Origin of the sequence: Ferdinandcohnia jepli (assembly GCF_047246645.1) — a bacterium.
In the GTDB taxonomy this organism is placed as follows: Bacteria; Bacillota; Bacilli; order Bacillales; family Bacillaceae_L; genus Ferdinandcohnia.
The window spans coordinates 228,802-250,453 of record NZ_JBFOKR010000004.1 but is presented as its reverse complement, the minus strand read 5'-3'; the positions used below and the strand labels follow the sequence as shown (position 1 = coordinate 250,453).

At 37.2% G+C, this 21,652-nt stretch carries 11 protein-coding genes; 3 read left to right on the top strand and 8 right to left on the bottom strand.

Features of this window, described 5'->3' with window-relative positions; genetic code table 11:
• The first annotated feature begins 83 nt into the window (after positions 1–83).
• A complete protein-coding gene (locus tag AB3M96_RS06120) occupies positions 84–1,964 on the top strand; it encodes a cell wall-binding repeat-containing protein (protein WP_412966696.1) in 1,881 nt (626 codons plus the stop codon).
• 471 nt (positions 1,965–2,435) lie between these two features.
• Here the strand turns inward: AB3M96_RS06120 and AB3M96_RS06115 are convergent, their stop codons facing one another.
• Positions 2,436–6,326 (bottom strand): Ig-like domain-containing protein, encoded by a 3,891-nt coding sequence (locus tag AB3M96_RS06115; protein ID WP_412966695.1) that lies wholly within the window; start codon positions 6,324–6,326, stop codon positions 2,436–2,438.
• Positions 6,327–6,578: 252 nt separating this feature from the next.
• Here AB3M96_RS06115 and AB3M96_RS06110 point away from each other — a divergent pair, with 252 nt between their 5' ends.
• Together AB3M96_RS06110 and AB3M96_RS06105 are read left to right on the top strand one after the other, a co-directional pair.
• A complete protein-coding gene (locus tag AB3M96_RS06110; protein ID WP_412966694.1) occupies positions 6,579–8,672 on the top strand; it encodes a hypothetical protein in 2,094 nt (697 codons plus the stop codon).
• Positions 8,673–8,849: 177 nt separating this feature from the next.
• Positions 8,850–10,511: a S8 family serine peptidase gene (locus AB3M96_RS06105; protein ID WP_412966693.1), complete on the top strand. Its 1,662-nt coding sequence runs from the start codon at positions 8,850–8,852 to the stop codon at positions 10,509–10,511.
• Positions 10,512–10,585: 74 nt separating this feature from the next.
• On the opposite strand, the gene AB3M96_RS06100 is transcribed toward AB3M96_RS06105, so the two are convergent.
• The 7 genes from AB3M96_RS06100 to AB3M96_RS06070 all read right to left on the bottom strand — a co-directional run bounded on the left by AB3M96_RS06100 (position 10,586) and on the right by AB3M96_RS06070 (position 21,515).
• Positions 10,586–12,037: a CehA/McbA family metallohydrolase gene (locus AB3M96_RS06100; RefSeq protein WP_412966692.1), complete on the bottom strand. Its 1,452-nt coding sequence runs from the start codon at positions 12,035–12,037 to the stop codon at positions 10,586–10,588.
• 71 nt (positions 12,038–12,108) lie between these two features.
• Positions 12,109–13,395, bottom strand: a complete 1,287-nt coding sequence (locus tag AB3M96_RS06095) for an ABC transporter substrate-binding protein (RefSeq protein ID WP_412966691.1) — start codon at positions 13,393–13,395, stop codon at positions 12,109–12,111.
• A gap of 14 nt (positions 13,396–13,409) precedes the next feature.
• Positions 13,410–14,246 carry a carbohydrate ABC transporter permease gene (locus tag AB3M96_RS06090; RefSeq protein ID WP_412966690.1) on the bottom strand — a complete coding sequence of 279 codons (837 nt, stop codon included), beginning with the start codon at positions 14,244–14,246 and terminating at the stop codon, positions 13,410–13,412.
• A gap of 15 nt (positions 14,247–14,261) precedes the next feature.
• Entirely contained in the window at positions 14,262–15,185 is a 924-nt protein-coding gene (locus tag AB3M96_RS06085; protein WP_412966689.1) for a carbohydrate ABC transporter permease, read from the bottom strand.
• A 262-nt stretch (positions 15,186–15,447) separates the two neighbouring features.
• Complete coding sequence (locus AB3M96_RS06080; protein ID WP_412966688.1) at positions 15,448–19,632, bottom strand: S8 family serine peptidase; 4,185 nt, start codon at positions 19,630–19,632, stop codon at positions 15,448–15,450.
• 230 nt (positions 19,633–19,862) lie between these two features.
• Positions 19,863–20,465: a BsuPI-related putative proteinase inhibitor gene (locus tag AB3M96_RS06075; protein WP_412966687.1), complete on the bottom strand. Its 603-nt coding sequence runs from the start codon at positions 20,463–20,465 to the stop codon at positions 19,863–19,865.
• A gap of 252 nt (positions 20,466–20,717) precedes the next feature.
• Positions 20,718–21,515: an NlpC/P60 family protein gene (locus AB3M96_RS06070; RefSeq protein ID WP_412966686.1), complete on the bottom strand. Its 798-nt coding sequence runs from the start codon at positions 21,513–21,515 to the stop codon at positions 20,718–20,720.
• Positions 21,516–21,652: the final 137 nt, after the last annotated feature.

The following is a 21,652-nucleotide window of genomic DNA, read 5'->3' as shown; positions in this document are numbered from 1 at the left end:
TAGAGGATAGAATAATTATAGTAATCTAGTAAAATAGATTACTATATTTTTCCTATAATCATATAAACAGGGGGGAACATTTTTTGAAGAAACATCTTGGTATTATTTTTACAGTTTTTGCTCTTCTCATGACACTTGTTACACCACAAGTGAGCAAGGCAAGTGCAAGTACACTTAACACAATCTCTGTTACAGTCGGTGGCGAAGAATACATAGTTGAAAGTGATGCAAATAATCATTACTTATTAGATGTAGATCAATTTGTTACTGAACATGCAATTGATGAGAGCGAGAAACTTGAAAAGATTTCCGTTACTCCAGCTGAAGGCGCAACTTCAGTCTATTTTAATTTTGGTACTTTAAGCGGTATCGTTTTAGAGAAAGAAGTACAAATTGAGACTAATAAAGTCGAGTTTGAAGTTAGTGAATTACTTGGCGATTATGACAAAGGATCAGACGGTGTAGCAATCAGCAACCTTCGTCAATTGTTATATCCAGTTGGAAATACAGTAGATGCTGCTGTAACAGTAAATTACGAGAATGGTAGTTCAGAAGAACTTACATTCACACTAACACAAGATTATGCACCATCAATTCCAGATGGCGAACTAGTTACTCTTGATAAAATTACATTAGTAACTAGTAACGGGAATATCGATTTAGTAGGATCAGACAATGTATTCTCATGGAATATGTTAGAGCTTGAAGACTTTACAAAGGTTACTGCAGTTGAGTTATACTCTGAAACTGCAACAAAAGCTTCTATTTTCACAAAAGATTCCTATTTAAATCGCGAATTAACTGACATCACATTTGTTGATGGAAAAGCTACTCTTGATTCTGCGAAATTGCAAGTGTTATATGGAGAGCTACCTGAAACTGCTAAAGACGAGTTAGCAGATGAATTTGGCTTAGAAGATGCTGATTTAGACTATTTAGTAACTGTTGGAGAGCTTCGTTATTTATTCCAAAATCACTTAGCTGATACATTACATGGTTTTGTATATGATGAAAATAGTAATGAATCTGAGGTTACTTTAACAGTAAGTAATACAGGTTGGAAGCTGTCTGATGAAAAAGAGTGGCATTATATAACCGATTTTGCAGGCACACATTATGTAGGATGGTTACTTGATGGAGGGAAATGGTATTACCTTGACCCTAAACAAGATGGCGCTATGTATGAAGGCTGGTTTTGGAATGGAAGCTACTATTATTTAACTCCTGGTAGTGGACATATGCATGAAGGCTGGCTTACTTACAAAGGTGGAAAATATTATTTAACACCTAAAACTGGTGCTATGGTGACTGGTAACCAAAAGATTGGTAACAAAGCTTATATTTTCAAAACAGACGGTTCTATGTATTCAAAAACAGGATGGAACCTAATTAACGGTAAATGGTATTACATTACCAATGATGGAAGCCTAAAAACTGGTTGGGTATATGACAAAGGTTATTATTTATTTAATGCCGACGGTCAAATGCTAACTGGCTGGCAGAAAGACAATGGAAAATGGTATTTCCTAAATTCTAGCGGTCTTATGCAAACTGGCTGGTTACAACAAGGTAAAACATGGTACCTACTTAGTAAAGATGGAGCTATGAAAACTGGTTGGACTCTAGACGGTAATACTTGGTATTACTTTACTAAAGACGGATACATGAGCACTGGTTGGGTAGATGTTAATGGTACTTGGTATCTACTAGGTGCAAACGGTGCTATGAAAACTGGTTGGGCATTATCAGGTAATACATGGTATTATTTAGCTCCTAGCGGCGCAATGAAAACTGGCTGGATCTACACTGACGCTTGGTATTACCTAGGCTCAAACGGTGCTATGAAAACTGGCTGGCAATTAATTGGCGGTAATTGGTACTACCTATATTCAAACGGTAAAATGGCTGCAAACACTAAAATTGGTGGATATATTATTGGTGCAGACGGCGTTTGGAAAAACTAATTACTAATTTTTGATTAGAAACCTGACTTTTCGGAGTCAGGTTTCTTTTTTTATAATGTTGCTGCAGTCGTATTAGAAAAGCGCAAGCGCCTTGGAAAAAGGAACATCGACTAAAAGCCGCCACGTCCTGTGGCAACGCCGGCACTAGCACGTCCTGTGCGTCGGAACCCTGACGAGGAGGCTCTAAAAATTGCTAAAGCAATTTTTCTGCGAGGCTTATGCTCACGAAGCATTCCTTAGTGTTGCCGCCGCAGGAGGGGTGAAGAGACCTCGAGGGGCTAGGCGCTGGAGCTAGACACCGACAACTCGGTTGAAATTTTTATGCTTTCTTATCATTTTAGAAAACTCGGCGATTGCCGAGCCTTTAGTGGACAGCAGAGCCGTAGTTGCACTTATGCAGATAGGAAAGAATTTTATACTTTTCTATCTGCTAAAAAAAACGGTATCCTCCTTAGAGAATACCGTCAACTATTATTGAATCCAAACACCACTTGAGTTAAAGAAATACCATTTGTTACCTATTAAAACCCAATTGGTTTTCATTACCCCATTTTTATCCATGTAATACCATGTGCTTCCAAGCTGTAGCCATCCAGTTTTCATAGTTCCAGAGCTTGTTAAATAGTACCAGGAAGAACCTTGTTTTAGCCAGCCAGTCTGCATCTCACCGCTACCATTCATATAATACCAGTAACCTCCAACTGTAACCCAGCCTGTCTTCATTTCTCCACTGTTACTTAAGTAATACCATTTCCCTGCACTTTGATTCCAACCTGTTTGCATCTTTCCACTAGCATTCATATAGTACCATTGGCCACTAACTGTAACCCAGCCTTTTTGCATAGCTCCTGATTTTGCTAGGTAATACCAGGTAGTCCCTTCCTGGAACCATCCTGTTTTCATTGCCCCATCTTTATCTAGATAATACCAGGTGCCCGCATCCAACAACCAGCCAACTTTTTTTACTCCAGTAGTTCCGTCATAGAAATACCATTTATTATTTTCTAGTGCCCAACCAGCCTTGTTCACATTTTTAACTGTAACGTGAGTGCTTTCACTTACATTTCCAACTGTGTCTTTAGCAGTTACCGCTAACACTGTCCCTGCTGGTTGACTTAAGATTGTTACACTGAAGTTTCCATCTGTGCCTGCTTTACCGGTACCAATTACATTACCTGTTACACTTACTTCAATTGTTGAACCTACTTCTGCTTGTCCGTTAACTGTAGTGCTTTCCTCTGTTACTTCTTGCACAACAGGATTAACTGGAGGAGTAGCGTCTTTTACAAGAACAGTTGTTACTTCACTTCGGTTATCAGCCGCATCTATAGATGTGATTGACAGGGTAACTCCTGCTTTTTGAATAGGAATGGTTATTGTAAAGCTGCCATTTAAGCTAGTTTGTCCACTTCCTATGGTTGTACCATTAACTCTTACTTCTACTTCAGAGCCCGCTTCAGCAAACCCAGTAACAGTCTTTTCTTGATCTGTTACATCATTTACAACCGGTTTTTCTGGGGCTGTAATATCTTTTACAACGACATTTACTGCCTCACTAACATTTCCCGCCTCATCTGTAGCGGTAACACGTAAGTTTGTCCCTGCTACTTGAGAAGGTATATAAAATGAAAATATGCCCATTGATGAGACCACATCTTGTCCTATGATTGCACCATTTACTCTCACTTCAACTGTTGAGCCTGGTTCAGCCTCCCCAGAAATAATCGAATCTTGATCTGTTACTTCATGTACCACTGGTTTTCCTGGAGTGGTAACATCCTTTACATAAACAGTCGTCGGTTCACTACTATTTCCTTTGCTATCGAATGCAGTAACAGTTATTTCCGTCCCTGCCATCGGAACAGGAATTGGGATTGAAAAGGTTCCGTCTATTTCTGCATATCCAGTTGTTAGATATAACCCGTTTGCATCTACTTGTAGGGTTACACCTGGATCAGCCTTTCCAGTAACTGTATTGTCTTGATCTGTTATCTCAAACACCTCAGGTTTTGTAACACTTACAGTTCCTTTTACAATAACCAAAGTAGCATTACTTTGATTTCCGTTGTTATCAAGAGCTGATACCCATAGTGCATTTCCCGCTTGTTGTTGAGGAATTGCAACAGTGAAAGTTCCGCTTGAATTAGCTTTATCTGTTCCTATAATTGAGTTATTGTATATAACTCGAATAGTAGCTCCTGCTTCTGCACGTCCAGTCACAGCAGTGTCTTTATCTGTTACTTCATTTACAATTGGGGACTCAGGAGCTATTACATCATAGACTGTAAGTAGGCTTGGTTCACTCACATTTCCTGCTGCGTCCTCAGCATATACCTCAACAATTGTTCCCGCTTCTTGAACTGAAATAGATATTGTAAATTGTCCTTTAGTGTCACTCGAAGTTCGTCCAATTTCAGTTGTCCCAACCTTTGCATAAACTGTAGATGAAGGTTCTGCTATCCCTGTAATTGTAGTATCAAGGTTACTAATCGGAATAACATTTGGACTGTGTGGAGGGGTTACATCAGATGAGCCACCTTCATCACTTTGATTTTTTATAAATCGATAAGTGATATTTGCTCCCTTATTAGCAGGAACCGTTTCGGAATCACTAGCAAAAACGATTGCTCCTCCACCACGAAGATTAGTTGGACCGCCTGTATAGATTCTCTGTTTCAGGTCTTCGAAGAAAGGATCTCCACCAAATCCATATAATCCTGTTGGTTCATTAAGGAACAATGCCATTCTAAAGTTGGTCATTAATTCTCCAAACGTAATCGTAGGATCAATATACTTTCTTGCTACGTTTTCAATTGCTTGATAATCATTATTACGGTCTTCCAAAATCTCTTTAAAAATCGCTTCACCTTGATTTGCTTGTATTTTTAAATATTGCATAAACAAATAAGATAACGAATAGTTTGCTAAACTATCACCATTATCCCCCCACTTTAAGAGTGAGTGTCCATTTTGGATTGTAGTAGATTGATTATAATAATATAATCGCCCCCATAAGCCTTGCCCTTGATAAATTTGATTGGCCGCTTCAGACAATCCTTCATTCATCCATGAAGGCATATTACTTGTACTTCCCTCAATTAACACATTTCGGTTAAAATTCACCATATGTTGGAATTCATGAGCGATGGTCCCATATGCTCTTGTTACATCCTTACTTGCGTTTTTTTCGCCCATAGTTGGGTATGTATCAATATAGAAGATTTCTGACTGGTTTGAACTATAAACATAGCTGGAACTATATAAGTCTCCACCCCAGAAGTATCCTCCTGTGTAACCGCCATATCCATTGTAACCATCTTGAATATCAAAGACTAAAATATTTACTTTTCCATTTCGATCTACATCTGATTCTGGCGCAAAGTGGCTTGTAACAGAATCATAAATACGTTCATCAAATTCTTTGCCTAATTTCGCAGCGTCCGCATCTGTAATTTCACCTTGATGTACCCAAACCTGTGATTTTGAGCCATTGTATGCTAGACGCGCATCTATTTGATAGTTACTGTCATCACTTAAGTTTGTCACCCAGAATTTTTTGTAGTCCCCCACTAAAAAAGTCTGTGCTGCAAAGAATTGACTTTGATTAACTAACTTATCTTTTGTTTTTGGAATATCAAATGGTAAGTTCATATCCATTTGATAGGTACTCTGGTCTAAACTTGGGTTCATTTCGATATTCTTTGTCTGTTCAATAAAGCTAAATGTACCAGTAGATTCAGTTGTTTCCGCATCAGTAGATTCGTTACTAATAAGTACAAAATTTTCAGCAGAAGGATTTCCTTCAACATAAAATGGATTAAGTACTTTAAATGTTGAAACACTCGAATATACTGGATCACTTACACTCTGTGATGTACCTACAAGCATGTAGATGTATTGCTGGTCTATATTTTTCAATAGCGGTATTTGAAAATACGCTCCATCATAACCATCCGTATGCAAGTCTGTGCTGCCCATATATTCCAGCAATGAATCATTTTCAAGGAAGAATTCAATGGTTAATACACTATCTTTTTGATCTTTATACTCTGATAGATATAGCAGTTCTAACTCCATTCTTTCTTGAGAAATCTCATATAAGTCTATATAGTAGATTTCTTGTGTTCCCCCATAACTGTCCGTTAAAACACTTGCCAAACTTCCTTTTGAGACTAGCGGATAATATCGGGGATCCGAATAATTAATATCTTGAGTTATTGACTTTTGAACTGTTCCCTCTATTATGCTAGCACTTATCCTCTTTTCAATTACCGGTGTTTTTTCTGTCATCTCTGCAGCATATGAAAGCGTTGGAATTAACAGTAATTGTAGAGCAAGTAAAATAATAATGATTTTTTGCAAGACCCTTCCCCCTATAGTGTAAAAAAACCACTTAGTACTATATAACTATATAATTCTATCAAAAAAATAATCAGAATAGTATAATTCAGGAAATTAACTTGAAGATAATTGTAAAAAAAGAACGATTTTAAACAGGATTTAGTACAATTTGTTAAATCGTCTACTAAAATTTCACATAACAGGTTTTTTCTGATTGCGACTATTTTACTAGTTTGATATGATTTCAATATATTGTAAATAGGGGGTCAATAAATGAGGAAGCTTTTATTCTCAATACTATTAGCTTTACTTCTAGTTCCAGCGGTTGGTTATGCTGAAACAGATAGTGAAGCAACGTCAGATGATAGTTCAGTAGAGATCACAAATAACGAAACTCCTTCTGACGATAGCACGAGTACTGAAGAACCAGCGCAAACTGAGGTCGAAGAACCGGTAGTTCCAGAACCTAGCGTCACAGAACCTGCAGAACCACAATACGAAACAGGATGGGTTCAGGAAAATGGTTACTATTTCTACTATAATTCGAATGGAGAAAAAGTAATTGGCTGGCTTACATTAGATGGTAAAAAGTTTTATATTGATGAGTACTACGGTAGAGCAAGCGGTTGGTTGAGCTTTTACAATGAGACAACCGGTCTGAATGATACTTATTACTTCAATCCTTCAGATGGATCTGCGGCAGTTGGTTTACTAACCCACGGAGGTCAGAAGTTTTATTTTAATGAAAATGGAGTCCAACAAGAGGGTTGGATAACAATTGATGATAAAAAGTATTACTTCGATGATTATATGATTACTACCTGGTATGATATCTATAATGTAAACACTGGGGAATATGAAACATACTTCTTTCATGCAACTGAAGGATATATGCTTACAGGCTGGGTTACGTACGGTGGTTATAAATATTACTTCGATGAAAACGGGATACAACAAACAGGTTTGATTGTTATTGGCGGAAAAACCTACTATCTTAATGATTACGTAGTAACTGGCTGGTATGAGATCTACAACCAATCAACTGGTTCCTATGATTGGTACTTCTTTGATAACAGCTCTGGTCAAATGGTAACTGGCTGGTTCAAAGAGAATGGATATACGTATTACTTTGATGAAAATGGTAAGCTTCTAAACGGACTCCAAGTCATTAACGGCAAAACTTATTATTTTGATTATGGTATGATCACTGGTTGGAAGAGTTTTTATAACTCATCGACTGGTGAATATGACTGGTATTTCTTCAATATGGTTGACGGCTACATGGTAACTGGCTGGTTAACTACTGATGGCGGTACGAAATATTACTTTGATTCATCTGGAAAGCAAGTTTTCGGCTGGAAAGTAATAAACGGAAAAACCTATTACTTCAATGATTCAATGGTAACAGGCTGGTTTGAAATATATAACGAAAAAACTGGCGCATGGACAGAGCACTACTTTAAACCTAATGGAGAGTTAGGTGTTGGCTGGGTACTTGATGAATATGGTGATTGGTATTACTTAGATAGTAATGGTTCTACGAGCATTTCTGGTTGGATTAGTTCTAGTGGCAAATGGTATTACATTTCATATGGTTACATGCTTACTGGCGTAATTAACGACAACGGAAAAACGTACTATCTAGATGAATATACTGGTGCAATGAAGACTGGCTGGATTCTTGATAGCTATGGGTATTGGCATTATGCTGCTTCCTCTGGTGCATTAAAAGAATCATCTTGGTTATTAGATGGAGGCAAATGGTATTACTTTGACGAATATTCAGACATGGTTACGTATCCAACTTATGTAGGGAACACTCTTTATTATTTCCACTCAAACGGTGCAATGGCATCAAAAGCTGCTTGGATATTTGATGGATATGATTGGTACTATACAAATTCTAATGGAACAGTTGCTACTGGTTGGAAATTAATTGGTGGTACATGGTATTATTTCGACCCAAGCTATGGAGAAATGACGACCGGTCCAAGGAAGATTTCTAATAAACTATACTACTTCACTCCTAGTGGTGCGATGGTGACAACTGCTGGTTGGAAATACGATGGATATGATTGGTATTACTCCAACGCAGATGGAACTCTTGTAACTGGTTGGAGATATATCGGCAACAAATGGTATTATTTTAGTTCATCATATGGCAATATGTTTACTGGCTATTCTTACATTAATGGAGATTACTATTTCTTTTATGATGGCGGACAAATGCATACGGGCTGGTATTACAATAACTTTAACAGAAACTGGTTCTACTTTAATGCTAGTGGTAAACAACTATTTGGTTGGCAAATTATAGGTGGAACATGGTATTACTTTAATACAGTATACGGATATTGGGTTCCATAAATAGTAGAAAAACCACAGGTACAATTATACGTTTAGTAAAGTTTAAACATTTTTCTATAACCTAAATTGAGATTATGTGGGCTTCCACATAATCTTTTTTTCTCTCTTTTTTTCCCATTGCTATTCGTTTACTATTTTACTATATTTATTTCATATTACATGAAAAGGGGAGATATGATGAAAAAAATTATCACTTTTGTAATGGTTGCTTTTCTGTTACTATCCAATTCTCCTCTTGCTATCGCAAATGATTCTTCAAATGTACTTATCCTTTTTAAAGAAGAAATTGATATAAAAGCTATTAAGAAACTAAATGGAGAAATCTTATTCAAATATGACCAACTTCAGGCAGTATCGGCTGAAGTTCCAGTTTCAGCAATTCCATTACTGTTACAAGATGAAAATATAATATCGGTTGAAGAAGACCTCTTAATTGAGCAACAAGTTCAACAAATAGACTGGGGTATAGCTTCTATTAATGCACCGAGTGCTTGGAATTCTACGTTAACTGGAAAAGGGATCAAAATTGCTGTTCTCGATAGCGGTATTTCGGCACACCCAGACCTTAGGATTGAAGGTGGAATCTCGTTTGTTTCTTATACAAACTCATATGAAGATGATAACGGACATGGTACACATGTTGCTGGTATTATTGGTGCGTTAGATAATGGAATCGGTGTTATTGGTGTTGCACCCGAATCGTCCATTTATGCTGTAAAAGTCTTAGATCAGGAAGGTAGTGGGTATGTATCTGAGATTGTTGCAGGTATTAATTGGTCAATTACAAATAAAATGGATATTATTAATTTGAGTTTAGCCACCACCGAGCATTCAATGCTCCTAAAGGCCGCTGTTGATAAAGCATATGCTCACGGAATCCTGGTTGTTGCTGCGGCTGGTAATAACGGCAGTGCTGATGGGAATAATGATACAGTGGAGTTTCCAGCACGATACCCTTCTGTAATAGCAGTATCTGCTATAGATAAAAATAATATCCGTGGAATCTTTTCTGCGACTGGCTCCACTATTGAAATAGCAGCACCTGGTGTATCCATTTTAAGTACCTATATCGGAAACGGGTACGTAACGTTTAACGGTACATCAATGGCTACTCCGTTTATTTCTGGGATTTTAGCACAACTTAAGAATGCTTATCCAACCTTATCTAATGTCGCGTTACGAGAAAAACTTCAACAGGGAGCAATAGATCTAGGCCAAACTGGAAAAGATTCTTTTTATGGATATGGCCTGGCACAGAGCCCTAAAAAAGACGATACCACTCAAGTAACCGAACAAGTGACAGGTGGTTGGAACTACAAGAATGGATCTTGGTATTACTATGATTCAAATGGCGAACTCGTAAAGGGCTGGTTGAAAGAAAACAACACCTGGTACTATCTCACTGAAAATGGGGCAATGAAAACTGGCTGGCTGTTTCAAAATGGGAAATGGTACTTCCTTACTTCAAGTGGCGCCATGAAATCAGGTTGGCTTCTAGACAATTCAAAATGGTACTTCTTAGATTCAAATGGAGCTATGAAAACCGGTTGGACTTTAGATAAGAAGGATTGGTATTACCTTCAGTCTACAGGAGAAATGAAAACTGGTTGGGTCTTAGACAAAAATAACTGGTATTATCTTTCTTCTAGCGGAAAGATGTTGTCTGGTTGGATCCAAGATAACAATAAGTGGTATTTCCTTGATTCCTCAGGTTCAATGTTTACTGGTTGGAGACTAATTAATGGCGCATGGTATTATTTTTACTCTAACGGTGAAATGGCTACTAACACAGTTATCAATAACTATAAAATCGACTCAAATGGAGTCTGGATACAATAGAAAAGAGGTCCCGAAAAGCAGGGGCCTCTTTGTGTTTAATCATTTATTCTAGTCTTATATCTAAAAAAACTTTTTTACATACCAGCCTTTTTCATCAACTCTCCCCATGTAACAAGGGATACCTCTTTTAAACCTTTAAATATTGGGTTTCCAAATGCAAGGAGTTCTTTATCTTTATTTCTAATCTCAAAACGCAGCCAACAGTATGGTTTATCAAGCACAAATTGTTTAGTGATCGTCCCTTTTTGTTTGATTGGACTTGTGGCTATTTCTTTGCCATTATGGATCCATCTTACATAAGAATCCTCTTGAACTTTATCGTAGGAAATGGAATACATGACTGTATTAACTTCTTCGGGTAGTTGACTTCCAAGCAACAGCTCCTCTTCATCTGCTTTTATCGAAATATCGAGAGATGGTCCTCTTGTTACGTATGCTCTGCCATTTTTCACGCCCGTAAGAATTGCTTCGCTTGATAGATTTTCAGCATACACAACCGTGGCAGGGTCACCAATTACAGAAGGTGGACCTCCTTCTTTATAGCTCTCTGTAGGAAGTAAGTGAGAGTCTGAGCCACCGATTCCATATATTCTGTATCCATCATTTAATAGGCTATCCCATAAAACAAATGCGCCTTCTGTTGCTTTAGGGTTATCATCATATGTCGGGTCATTCCATATTTCGATAGTATCGATATCTTGGAGTGGAGTGGTTTGAAACTGCCACTCCCAAGGCTTTAGCAAAGGATGGTTAATACTAACAAGCCCACCCGTTTCCTTAACCTCCCTGATAATTCGATTCATACCTTCTTCTGACTCCATACCACCATCATTTGAAGAAGAACGCCAATCAATCCATTTAGTTAGACCAAGTGCATTGAAATGGCCTTTTGAGGAAGTAATTTCGATTCCTGGCATTACTAAAACCTCATCCTTCACCCATTTAGTTGGAAGGATATTATGGTCTGTTGCTACAAAGTAATCAAGTGCCATCTTTTTTGCTTGTTTCATACCTTCTTCAGGTAAAAGCTTTCCATCAGAAAGATTTGTATGAGTATGAAAGTCTCCTTTATACCAACCCGCTACCTGATTAAATACTTGATTAGATTTGTATAAATCTAGAGTAAGTCCAGGTTTCGATTGCGCTGAACACCAATTGTCTGTTTCGGAATTACTTTTTTCCCGATTCTCTTTACCATATTCAACAATAAATGAGTACGCTGGGGCTTGTTGATAAGTATGCGCACTTATTTCAACCTTCCATTCGCCAGCTGAAATTAATCCAGGTGTTGCAGAAAAACTTGTTTGATTTGGATCAGAAGTAATAGTTACCTCTTTTAGTGCTTCTATGCATAACACTTGTGCACGTAGTTGTTGCTCTGGTCCCCAAAGAAAGATGGAATACCAACCTTTTTTTGAAAAAGAAAGTTTAATATTCATCCATTCATAATTTTCATCAATATCTATTCCTACCACATGAATTGGTTCATTTATTATTCCGGTAAATTCTCTCTTTTTAATAGACATCCATAATTCCACCCTTCTTCTATTAATTTAGGGTAGCCAAGACGAATCTCCAGCTACCCTCCATTTTTCAATTACTTATTAACTTCATCTAACGCACGTTGCGCTTCTTCTTTTGCTTCTTTTAACGCTTGTGATGCCGGAATTCCCTGTATCTCCACTTTGTCCGCAGCTTTTGAAAGTGCATCATAAATCTTTCCGCCAGTTGGATCTACAAATGGCGGTGTTGCAGTTTGTGCTTGCTGTAAAGGAACCAGAATCTGTGGATTTTTCTCAGCAAATTGCTTAAATGCCGGGACATCCTGAGCTGTCGTTCTAGCTGCAATATAACCAGAATTCATGGACCATTCTGCTGCTTTTTCTGCACTTGTAAAAAATGAAATCCATTCAAAACCTGCTGCTTGTGCTTCTTCAGAAGCAATTGCTGGTATTGCAACCATATGAGCGGCAGCATGTGGTGCAGCATCATGGCTTTCCCAGCCTGGTTGTGGATGAGCTGCAATAATTTCAAAATCAAGGTCTCCCTGGTCACCACTTGAACCAGTGTATCCTGCCGCTCTACCTTGCATTACATCATCAATTGTTTTATACCAATATTCCCAGCCTTGACCACCATGCTGAATTGCCATTGTCTTTTCTTCATGAATAGCTTTCCTAAAAAATTCCCAAGCTTCTACCCACTCTGGTGAATCAATAAGAACTTCTTTTCCATCTTCACTGATATATTTCGCACCGCGGCTTAATGCAGCATCAATTAGGTTACCAGAACCCCACATTGGCTCCCAGCCATAAATACCTTTTTTCTCTTTAATTGTTTGGGATGCTTCAGCTACACCTTCCCAGGTTTTCAGCGCATCAGGTAAAAGACCAAGTTCTTCAAAGATATCTTTTCGGAAATACATAACCTGCGTTGTTCCATAGAACGGGATTGAATACTGCTCTCCATCGATGGTTCCTTGATTATAAAAGGCTGAAACAAATTCTTCAGGTTTAAATTCTTTATCTTTTTCTATATAATCGCTCATGCTTGCTAAAGCACCCTTTTTAGCTAAGTTATTCATCGGGTCGTTCTCAAGCAGAACAACCGCAGGTACTTTTTTAGCAGCTATACCAGCTTGAAGCTTTTGTAATGTTTCATCATAGTCACCTTGTGCTACACCGATTACTTTGATTTTGTCTTGTGCCTCATTGAATTCGGCGATCGTTTTTTCTACATTTTCACCTAATTTGCCACCTAGTCCATACCAGAATTCGATTTCTATTTTCCCATCTTTATTTGCCGTTTTTTCTCCCGAGGAACATCCAACAAGCAATGCTATTACTATGAGAATGATTCCTGTTAATTGTTTAATTTTCTTCATTTTATATCCCCCTTTTATCCTTTTACTCCTTGATCACTAATTCCTGAAACAAACCATTTTTGTGCAAATACAAATAATAGTAATAATGGAAGAACTGCGAATGTACTAGCAGCCATAATAAGCGGCCATTGAAGCCCATATGCTCCTTCTTGTATAAAAAATTGTCTTAATCCCGTTGTTATTAGTTGTTTTTCTTCACTATTCATAATTAATGATGGCCATAAATAACTGTTATAGTTCTGTACAAAGCTAATTAGCATAAAGGTAATAAATGTTGGCTTCGTTAATGGTGTGATTACCTTCCAGACAATCGTCCAATGACTTGCACCATCAACTCTTGCAGCATCAATGAGTTCCTTTGGAACCTGCATAAATGCCTGCCTAAATAAAAAGATTCCAAATACGCTAACTGCATTCGAGAGAATAAGTCCTTTATATGTATCTAACATCTCTAAATCTGCTAATATAACATAACTAGGTACATAGGTTGCTGCGGATGGTAACATATACGTTACTAATACAATTGAAAACAACACATTTTTCCCTTTAAAATTAAATTGTGTTATCGCATATGCAAACAATGCAGAGTTAATAACCTGGATCAACACAATACATGTTGCTGTAAAAATACTATTAAATATATACATATCAAATGGCGCCATTATCCAAGCATCAATAAAATGACCCCAGTCTGGGTTCTCCGGGAACCACTTTGGCGGGAATTGCCATATTTCATCATTTGTTTTTAAGCTACTAACAACCATCCAGAAAAACGGAAATATCATTCCTAATGAGATAAATAGTAAAAAAAGATGTTTTAGAGCTTTTAAGCTATAACTAGTCAGTTTCAATCCCATCACCTCCTATTAATAATGTACCCATCGTTTTGAAAGAAAGAATTGAATAAATGATAGGAGTGCAGTTATGATTACAAGCACAATTGCAACAGCTGTTGCTTTCCCCATATTAAATTCTTCAAATGCTGCTTGATAATACATATATAGGATTGTTCTTGTGCCACCAGCTGGTCCTCCTTGTGTGAGTACCTGTATTTGGTCATATGCTTGTAGCGTATCAACCATTGTGATGATAATTAAAAACAGACTAGTGGGCGAAATTAAAGGCAGTGTGACATCAATGAATTGGCGAAACTTTGACGCCCCATCTAATGACGCAGCTTCATATAGATGTTCAGGTACCTTTCGTAAAGCATGAGCATAGAAAATCATAACCCAACCAAGACCCTTCCAGATCGTTAAAATAATCAGTGCTGGCATTGCCCATGTTGTACTACTCGTCCATGCTAACGCAGGCAAACCGAAAAGTGATAATATCCAATTTGCGAAGCCAACCTCAGGTTCATAAATCCAAGACCAAACTATGGAAACGGCTACGGTTGGAGTCACCCATGGTGAGAATATAAATGTTTGATATATCCCCATACCTTTTTTTGATCTCGTTAGTAAGAGTGCAAGTAATAACCCGCCAAATACGGTTGGCAATACTACTCCCAAAGTAAAATAAACTGTATTTCCAAGAACTTCATAAAAGATTGGATCCCGTAACAATTGGCTATAATTCTCCAAACCTACGAAATCATAATCCGGGCTCATATAATCCCAGTTTGTCATACTTATGTATAAGGAATTAATCATTGGATAAATCCAAAAGATTGATAACGGTAGTAGTGCAGGGAATAAAAAAAGAACCAATGTAAAAGGCAACTTTCTCTTCCGCTGTTTTCCTTCTTGAGGAATTTGTGTTTTTGTTTTAGCTACCTCAGCCTTCATGCTCTTCCCCCTATATCCTACTATTGAATCAGTAACGTATTCATTTTTTGAACATTCATTTTTTGAATACATTTTCATGCTAGCATATAAAGATATATATGTAAACGGATATTTTAGTGATTTTCTCGAATTTTGTAGAAATATGAATCAACAAAATAATCCCGTTAATAACCAGCATTCATAATTTGAATATTTATATTCAATAAAAAAAGACTCCCCGAAAGGAATCTTTCGGAAAGTCTAATTTCTAGTTTATCAGATATTACTTAATCCAAGCACCATCTGAACCTAACTTATAACCACCAATAGTAGTGTTGTAAGCCATTTTACCGTTTGAATATAGGTAGTACCACTTACCACCAGTGTAAACCCAACCAGTTGCCATTACACCACTGTTATTTAAGAAGTACCAAGACTTATACGAAGTATCATAGTACCAGCCAGTAGTCATTTTACCATTTGATTTTAAGTGATACCACTTGCCACCATCTAGTACCCAACCAGTTGCCATAGAACCATCTTTATTAAAGAAGAACCATGATTTGTATGAAGAATCCCATAACCATCCAGTCTTCTTCACATCATTTGTATAATAGAACCATTTGCCGTTCTCAAATTCCCAACCGTTTTTAACAACAGGTTCTGGATCAACATCACCACGGAATACTGTTACTTCCTTAGTTGTTTTGTTTCCTGCAACGTCATACAACTCAAGTGAGAATGTATTTTCGCCAGGCTCTAATGTTAATGTAGTTGTAACATTCTTAGTAAACGGTTTTAAATCATATCCAGGTAGCTCTTGGAAGAATTCTTCACTACCATCTACGAAATAACGTAATTCTTCAGCATTGTCAGAAAGAGTTGCTTTTAAATCAACTGTTTCAACATTGCTAGCAACAGTTGATGGTACATCTACTGTTAATACTGGAGCAGTAGTGTCAACAAATACTAATCGGCTGTTTGAAAGCGAAGTTTCATTTCCGCTAGCATCTGTAGCAACGATATGAATCGGATGTGCTCCGTCCTTATCAAAAGTCACAGTAGTTTCAAAAGCATAGTGTTTCTTTTCAGCATTCCATACTAATTCAACTTCTTTTCCTTCAACAGTTAAGCTTGTAACTTCATCCTTATCTGTAACAGTACCTTTAACTTCAACAGTGCGAGTATTGATAACGCTGAAAGTTTCTGGAGTAGTTACTGAAATCGAAGGAGCCTCTGTATCGAGAACTACTTCTGAACTGTTACCTGCAATATCAGTAGCTACTAATGTAATTACTTCATTATTAGATAAACCAGTTACATCAAGTTCAGTTGTATCAGGAGTTACAAGACCTTGTGATTCTCCATTTACTACTACCTCAACATATGATAAACCTGAACGATCGTCAGCAGCATTAATCGTTACTGTATCTCCATCACGAGTAGCCTCGATAGTTGGAGCAACTGTATCTACAACTACTGCAACTTTAACACTTTGAGCATCCTTACCAGCGTAGTCGATAGTTGACGCGATTTCATAATAATACGTACCATCAGCTACAACTTTATTCTTAACTTTTCCATCCCAAGCACTTGCAGTCTTAATAGAATACATAGCGCCTAGGCCGCCATCGTAGTAATTCTTTCTTACGTTTTGTTCTGAACGAATTGTACGTAGTACATTTCCTTCTTCATCTAAAACATTGTATTTTACTTCTTTCGCATTACGTAGGAACGATAATAATGGAAGGATGTTATCTTGCTCTCCATCACCATTTGGTGAGATAGCGATACGGTCAAGAGTTCTTCCATAATAGTCATCTTCAGTTGCAAATGGGTTATGTCCTAAATAGTAGAACTTTTCATCCTTTGCTTGGTAAAGCATTGCAGCATATTCATAGAATGAATAACCTTCTGCATCATCATACGCTAATGCATCAAGAACTGGAGCTGCGTTCCAGTCGCCTTTGAAGCCAACATAAGGAACAGATAGTTCAGGATTAACATCACTAGAATCTGTTAAAGTAACGAAACCTTCAACAAAGTATCCGTTAGGGAATACATTCTCAACTGGGGTTGTTGTAAATCCAGTAGCCCCATAGTCAATAACCTCTGCATTTGTTAAGTCAACTTGTACATTAATTGTTGCAGTACCATTCGCAGGTACCTCAACTACTGTATTTCCATCATTAAGTGTTACAACTGCGCCACGGATTTCTTGTGACTCTAATTCATCTGCTGTAAAGTAACCAAGTTCACCCAATAGAGCAAAATCAGTTTGGACATTAGCAGCAACATCATAAGTTACAGTTTCGTCAGAATAGTTAGTAGCTTCTAACGTAAAACTAAATTGGTCGCCAACTTCTTTAAGTGCAACTTTACCAATTCCAGAAGTTGCTTCAGTTACTACAACTGGAGTACTTAATGCAGCGTGCAATTGCATTAATCCAGCACCTTGACGGCGCGGTGAATACGGATTATCCCATCCTTGTAAAAGCGGTCCAAATGAACCTGCTGCACCACTGTTAACAGTTCCTTTATCCTTTACAGGGCTTGCAGTATTCATTAGAAGGTTCTTCGCAAATTCAACTTTTTCTTGTCCTGTTAATTCAGCGAAATCCTCCTTGACACGTTGAAGTACTAGAGCTGAACCACCAGATACATGTGGAGCTGCCATTGAAGTTCCACTCATTACACCATATTGATCGTCGTTAAATGTTGAATAAATATTTCCACCCGGTGCAGTGATTTCAGGTTTGAAATCAAGGTTAGGTGTTACACCCCATGATGTAAAGTCAGACATTTTTCCAGCTGTTGGATTTGGTGCTGTAGTTACGTCTCCGTTAAATGAAAGCTCAACCATTACTCCAGCATCTAATTGAGCTTTTAATTCATCACCATTTTGTTTTAACATGAATAACTGTGGAATAGTTATACCAGCATCAGTTTGCATGTTTACATAACCATCAGCGTTGTTAAAGATAATTACTCCAGCTGCACCAGCTGCTTGAGCATTTTGAGCCTTAAGAACAAACGCGATTTCACCACGTTGAATCAGTGCATATTTTCCTGTTAAGTCAAGTCCGGCAAAATCATCGTGATCCTTATATTTTTGGTAATTAGCTGAGTCTGGAGTAACGTCACCAGGCTTAATACCTAATCCAGCATAAACAACTTCAAACGTTTTTTGTGCCACACTATTTGGATGTACGCTACTTGCAGATAAGAAAGGATGAAGCCCTGCTTCTACACCATTATAAACTGCTTGAGCACCATCTAAATCCATGAAACTGTTATCGAGAGATGCAACTTGTAAAGAATCTGTAGATAAACCTGGAGCTCCAACAACACCTACATCTGGATTAGATGCGTATGGATTGTAGAATCCGTTACCAAAATGAGCTGAGTTACCAGCTGAAATTGACATTAATACTCCATTATCTACTGCATTCGCAATAGCTTGTTGCTCAGGGTCATTTTCATTAACAAATGAAGCAGTTGAACCTAAGCTCATGTTAATTACATCTGCACCTAAGATGATAGAATCATCGATAGCTTTGATGTAAATGTCTCCCCAAGTAGATCCCATTTCCGGGTCATTACCGAATACTTTAAGAGCTAATAATTGCGCTTCTGGTGCAACACCTTTAATTCCACCAGCTGTTTCATCACCGTTTGCAGCAACAGTTCCACCAACGTGCATACCATGGAATGAAGCTCCCGGTCCTAGGTCCCTTACTTCTGCATTTCCATCCATATAGTTATATCCATAAGGAACTTTTGCAGAGTAATATTTACCCGGAAGGTTGTTTTCTGCGATGAACGCATCAACTTCGTCTTTTGATAAAGCAGCAGTTGATTCATCAGTTAAAACCATATCTTTATGTGTTGGATCGATTCCGCTATCAATGATACCGACAATCATTCCTTCGCCTTTATAACCATAGTCGTTCCATGCGTTTTGAGCTTCTATTAATTCTTTACTATACTTCATTTCCGGTTTTGTCTCAGGTAGTTTGTATTCATTTGCAATTGTTACGCTTGAAACGCCGTCAAGCTTTTCAATAGTAGCAATCTTACCATATTCAACAACACCAGAGAATCCGTTAAAAGTTGTTGTGAAGCTTTCTTTAAATTCCATTTTTACTCTCTTAGAACTCAGTAGAGTTTTTACATCTTTTTGAGCTGATAGAGCCTTGTTTTGTAATTCAACTTGCTTTGACTCTGATAACTCAGTAAACTTCTTACCTTGTTTAGTTGCGTATTCAATCGCCGGTGCACCTTCCACCTCTACGATAACACGAACTTTTTCATCAAGAGCAAATTTCTCTGCTTCTTCTTGACTAAATGATTCTTTCACAGTTACGTTTTTGTCTCTGGCAGGCTTATTTAACGGGCCTGCAGCAGCCATTGCTGTATTAGCAAATAGCATTAAAAACGCTAAAACTAATGCTAAAGTCTTTTTCACGCACTTTTCCCCCTATTAAAATAAATAATTCAAAAGCTTTTCTATTACTCTACTAAAAATAGCCAAATAGAATAATAGTAGGAAATTTGACACACCCCTTCCTTTATGTGAAATATTTACTATTTCAGTTTAGTCAAAATAAAGGTAATAGTCAAACAATTTACGCTATAATTTTTCAATATATATCAGCAATTTTCGCCAAAATAATATTTTAAAAAAATGTAACCGTTTTACTCTATCTTAAAATCAATTGTCTTTTTCGTTTGTATACCACCAGCAAAGGTTAACCACATCGAAAAGCTGTAATCACCAATTGATAGATTTGATAGTCTAACCTCATGAGATAAAACTTCGTTTGGTGCTATCGTTTCCTCTTTGATCACCTGTAAAAACGACTTACCATCTGAATATCGAGTGATTGTACCATCTGCTTTGTTTAGTAATTCATACTCGTATTTTTGGCTAGTAGAATACGTAAGAGTTAAATCAGTCTGTGCAATATTTTTACTAGTAAATCGTAACTGTACTGTTCCGTTTGTAATCGAAACTACTTCAAGATTAGACTCTAAAGTTACTAATTTCACTCTCTTTTCTGCCTTTTTTGATGTTGGATTAAATTCTTGTCGCTTTTGAGATTGATTCTTTTCCACTTTGCTTTCTCCTCCTTTACCAATTCCTTCAGTATTGTTTTGATTTGGCTGTACGGTACCTGAAACACCCCTTGCTTCTTCAGAGTTACCATTATTGTTGCTTTGGAAGAAGTAAGCGCCTATAAAAACTATTATAAACACTGTAACAGCAATAAAAATTGGTCTTTTACTTTTTACATTCATGATGAATACCTCCTACTGTTCATTACTATACTAATTCGTAGTTATTGATAGAATTCCTCTTTTCACTCTAAAAATTTGTCGAAATCATTTATGATTCTAAAATACTACTACTTTTGTAAGTGTTGAATTAAACTATTACAACTACCTAAATGCAATACCTCTTTATAAATAATATACTGATGTAATAATTTATCTATTTACGCAAAACAAAAAAGACTACCAACGGTCATAACCATTGGTAGTCTTATATTATTACTTCACCCATGCACCACTACTATTTACCTTGTATCCATCTATTACAGTGTCCGCAGCCATTGAACCATCAGAATATAAGTAATACCATGTCCCACGGTCCAGTATCCATCCTTTTTGCATAGAACCACTGTTATTCATATAATACCACTTACCAGAGTCCCAAACCCAACCGGTTTTCATTGCTCCACTTTTATCTAAGAAATACCAAGTATTTGCATTATAAATCCAGCCTGTTTTCATTACTCCATTAGGATCTAGATAGTACCATTTACTTCCATCTAATAACCATCCTTTTTTTAACTCTCCAGTAATGTAATAATACCATTTCCCATCGGAAAGTTCCCAGCCAGATTTTCCTACTCTTTTTGCTCCAAGGTATCTAGGCTGATAATAGGAGTTAGATAAAGAATCCACTGTTACCCCACGAGATGTTGAAGCGTGAACAAATTCATTATTACCAATATATATCCCTGCATGTGAAGGTCCAGCTTTATATGTAGTAAAGAATACAATATCACCTGGAAGCAGTTCGCCTTTAGAAACATCTTTTCCATAATTAAATAAATCTGAAGTTGTTCTTGGTAATGAAATTCCAAGTTGCTTATAAGTGTAATTGATAAAGCCCGAACAATCAAAACCACTAGTTGTTGTTCCACCCCACTGGTAAGGAACACCAAGATTATCTAGTGCAACAGATGTTATTGAACTAGAGGATGCTTGTACATCGTTACCACCAATTAACCCACTAATTGCAATACTAAAAACCATGAAACTAGCTACTAGTACTTTTTTCATATTTGCCCCCCATCAATCTACATTTTTCTTTATTATCGCACAATTCTAGCATTTATTTCGTTTACATGTTTTTTAAAAACATTACAAATAGATTACAAGTAATGACTCTATTCGATAAAATAACCCTATTATTTTTT

Coding starts and splice junctions, on each gene's coding strand:
- AB3M96_RS06110 (WP_412966694.1), top strand. CDS start 6,579: ATGAGGAAGCTTTTATTCTCAATACTATTAGCTTTACTTCTAGTTCCA.
- AB3M96_RS06105 (WP_412966693.1), top strand. CDS start 8,850: ATGAAAAAAATTATCACTTTTGTAATGGTTGCTTTTCTGTTACTATCC.
- AB3M96_RS06100 (WP_412966692.1), bottom strand. CDS start 12,037: ATGTCTATTAAAAAGAGAGAATTTACCGGAATAATAAATGAACCAATT.
- AB3M96_RS06095 (WP_412966691.1), bottom strand. CDS start 13,395: ATGAAGAAAATTAAACAATTAACAGGAATCATTCTCATAGTAATAGCA.
- AB3M96_RS06085 (WP_412966689.1), bottom strand. CDS start 15,185: ATGAAGGCTGAGGTAGCTAAAACAAAAACACAAATTCCTCAAGAAGGA.
- AB3M96_RS06075 (WP_412966687.1), bottom strand. CDS start 20,465: ATGAATGTAAAAAGTAAAAGACCAATTTTTATTGCTGTTACAGTGTTT.
- AB3M96_RS06070 (WP_412966686.1), bottom strand. CDS start 21,515: ATGAAAAAAGTACTAGTAGCTAGTTTCATGGTTTTTAGTATTGCAATT.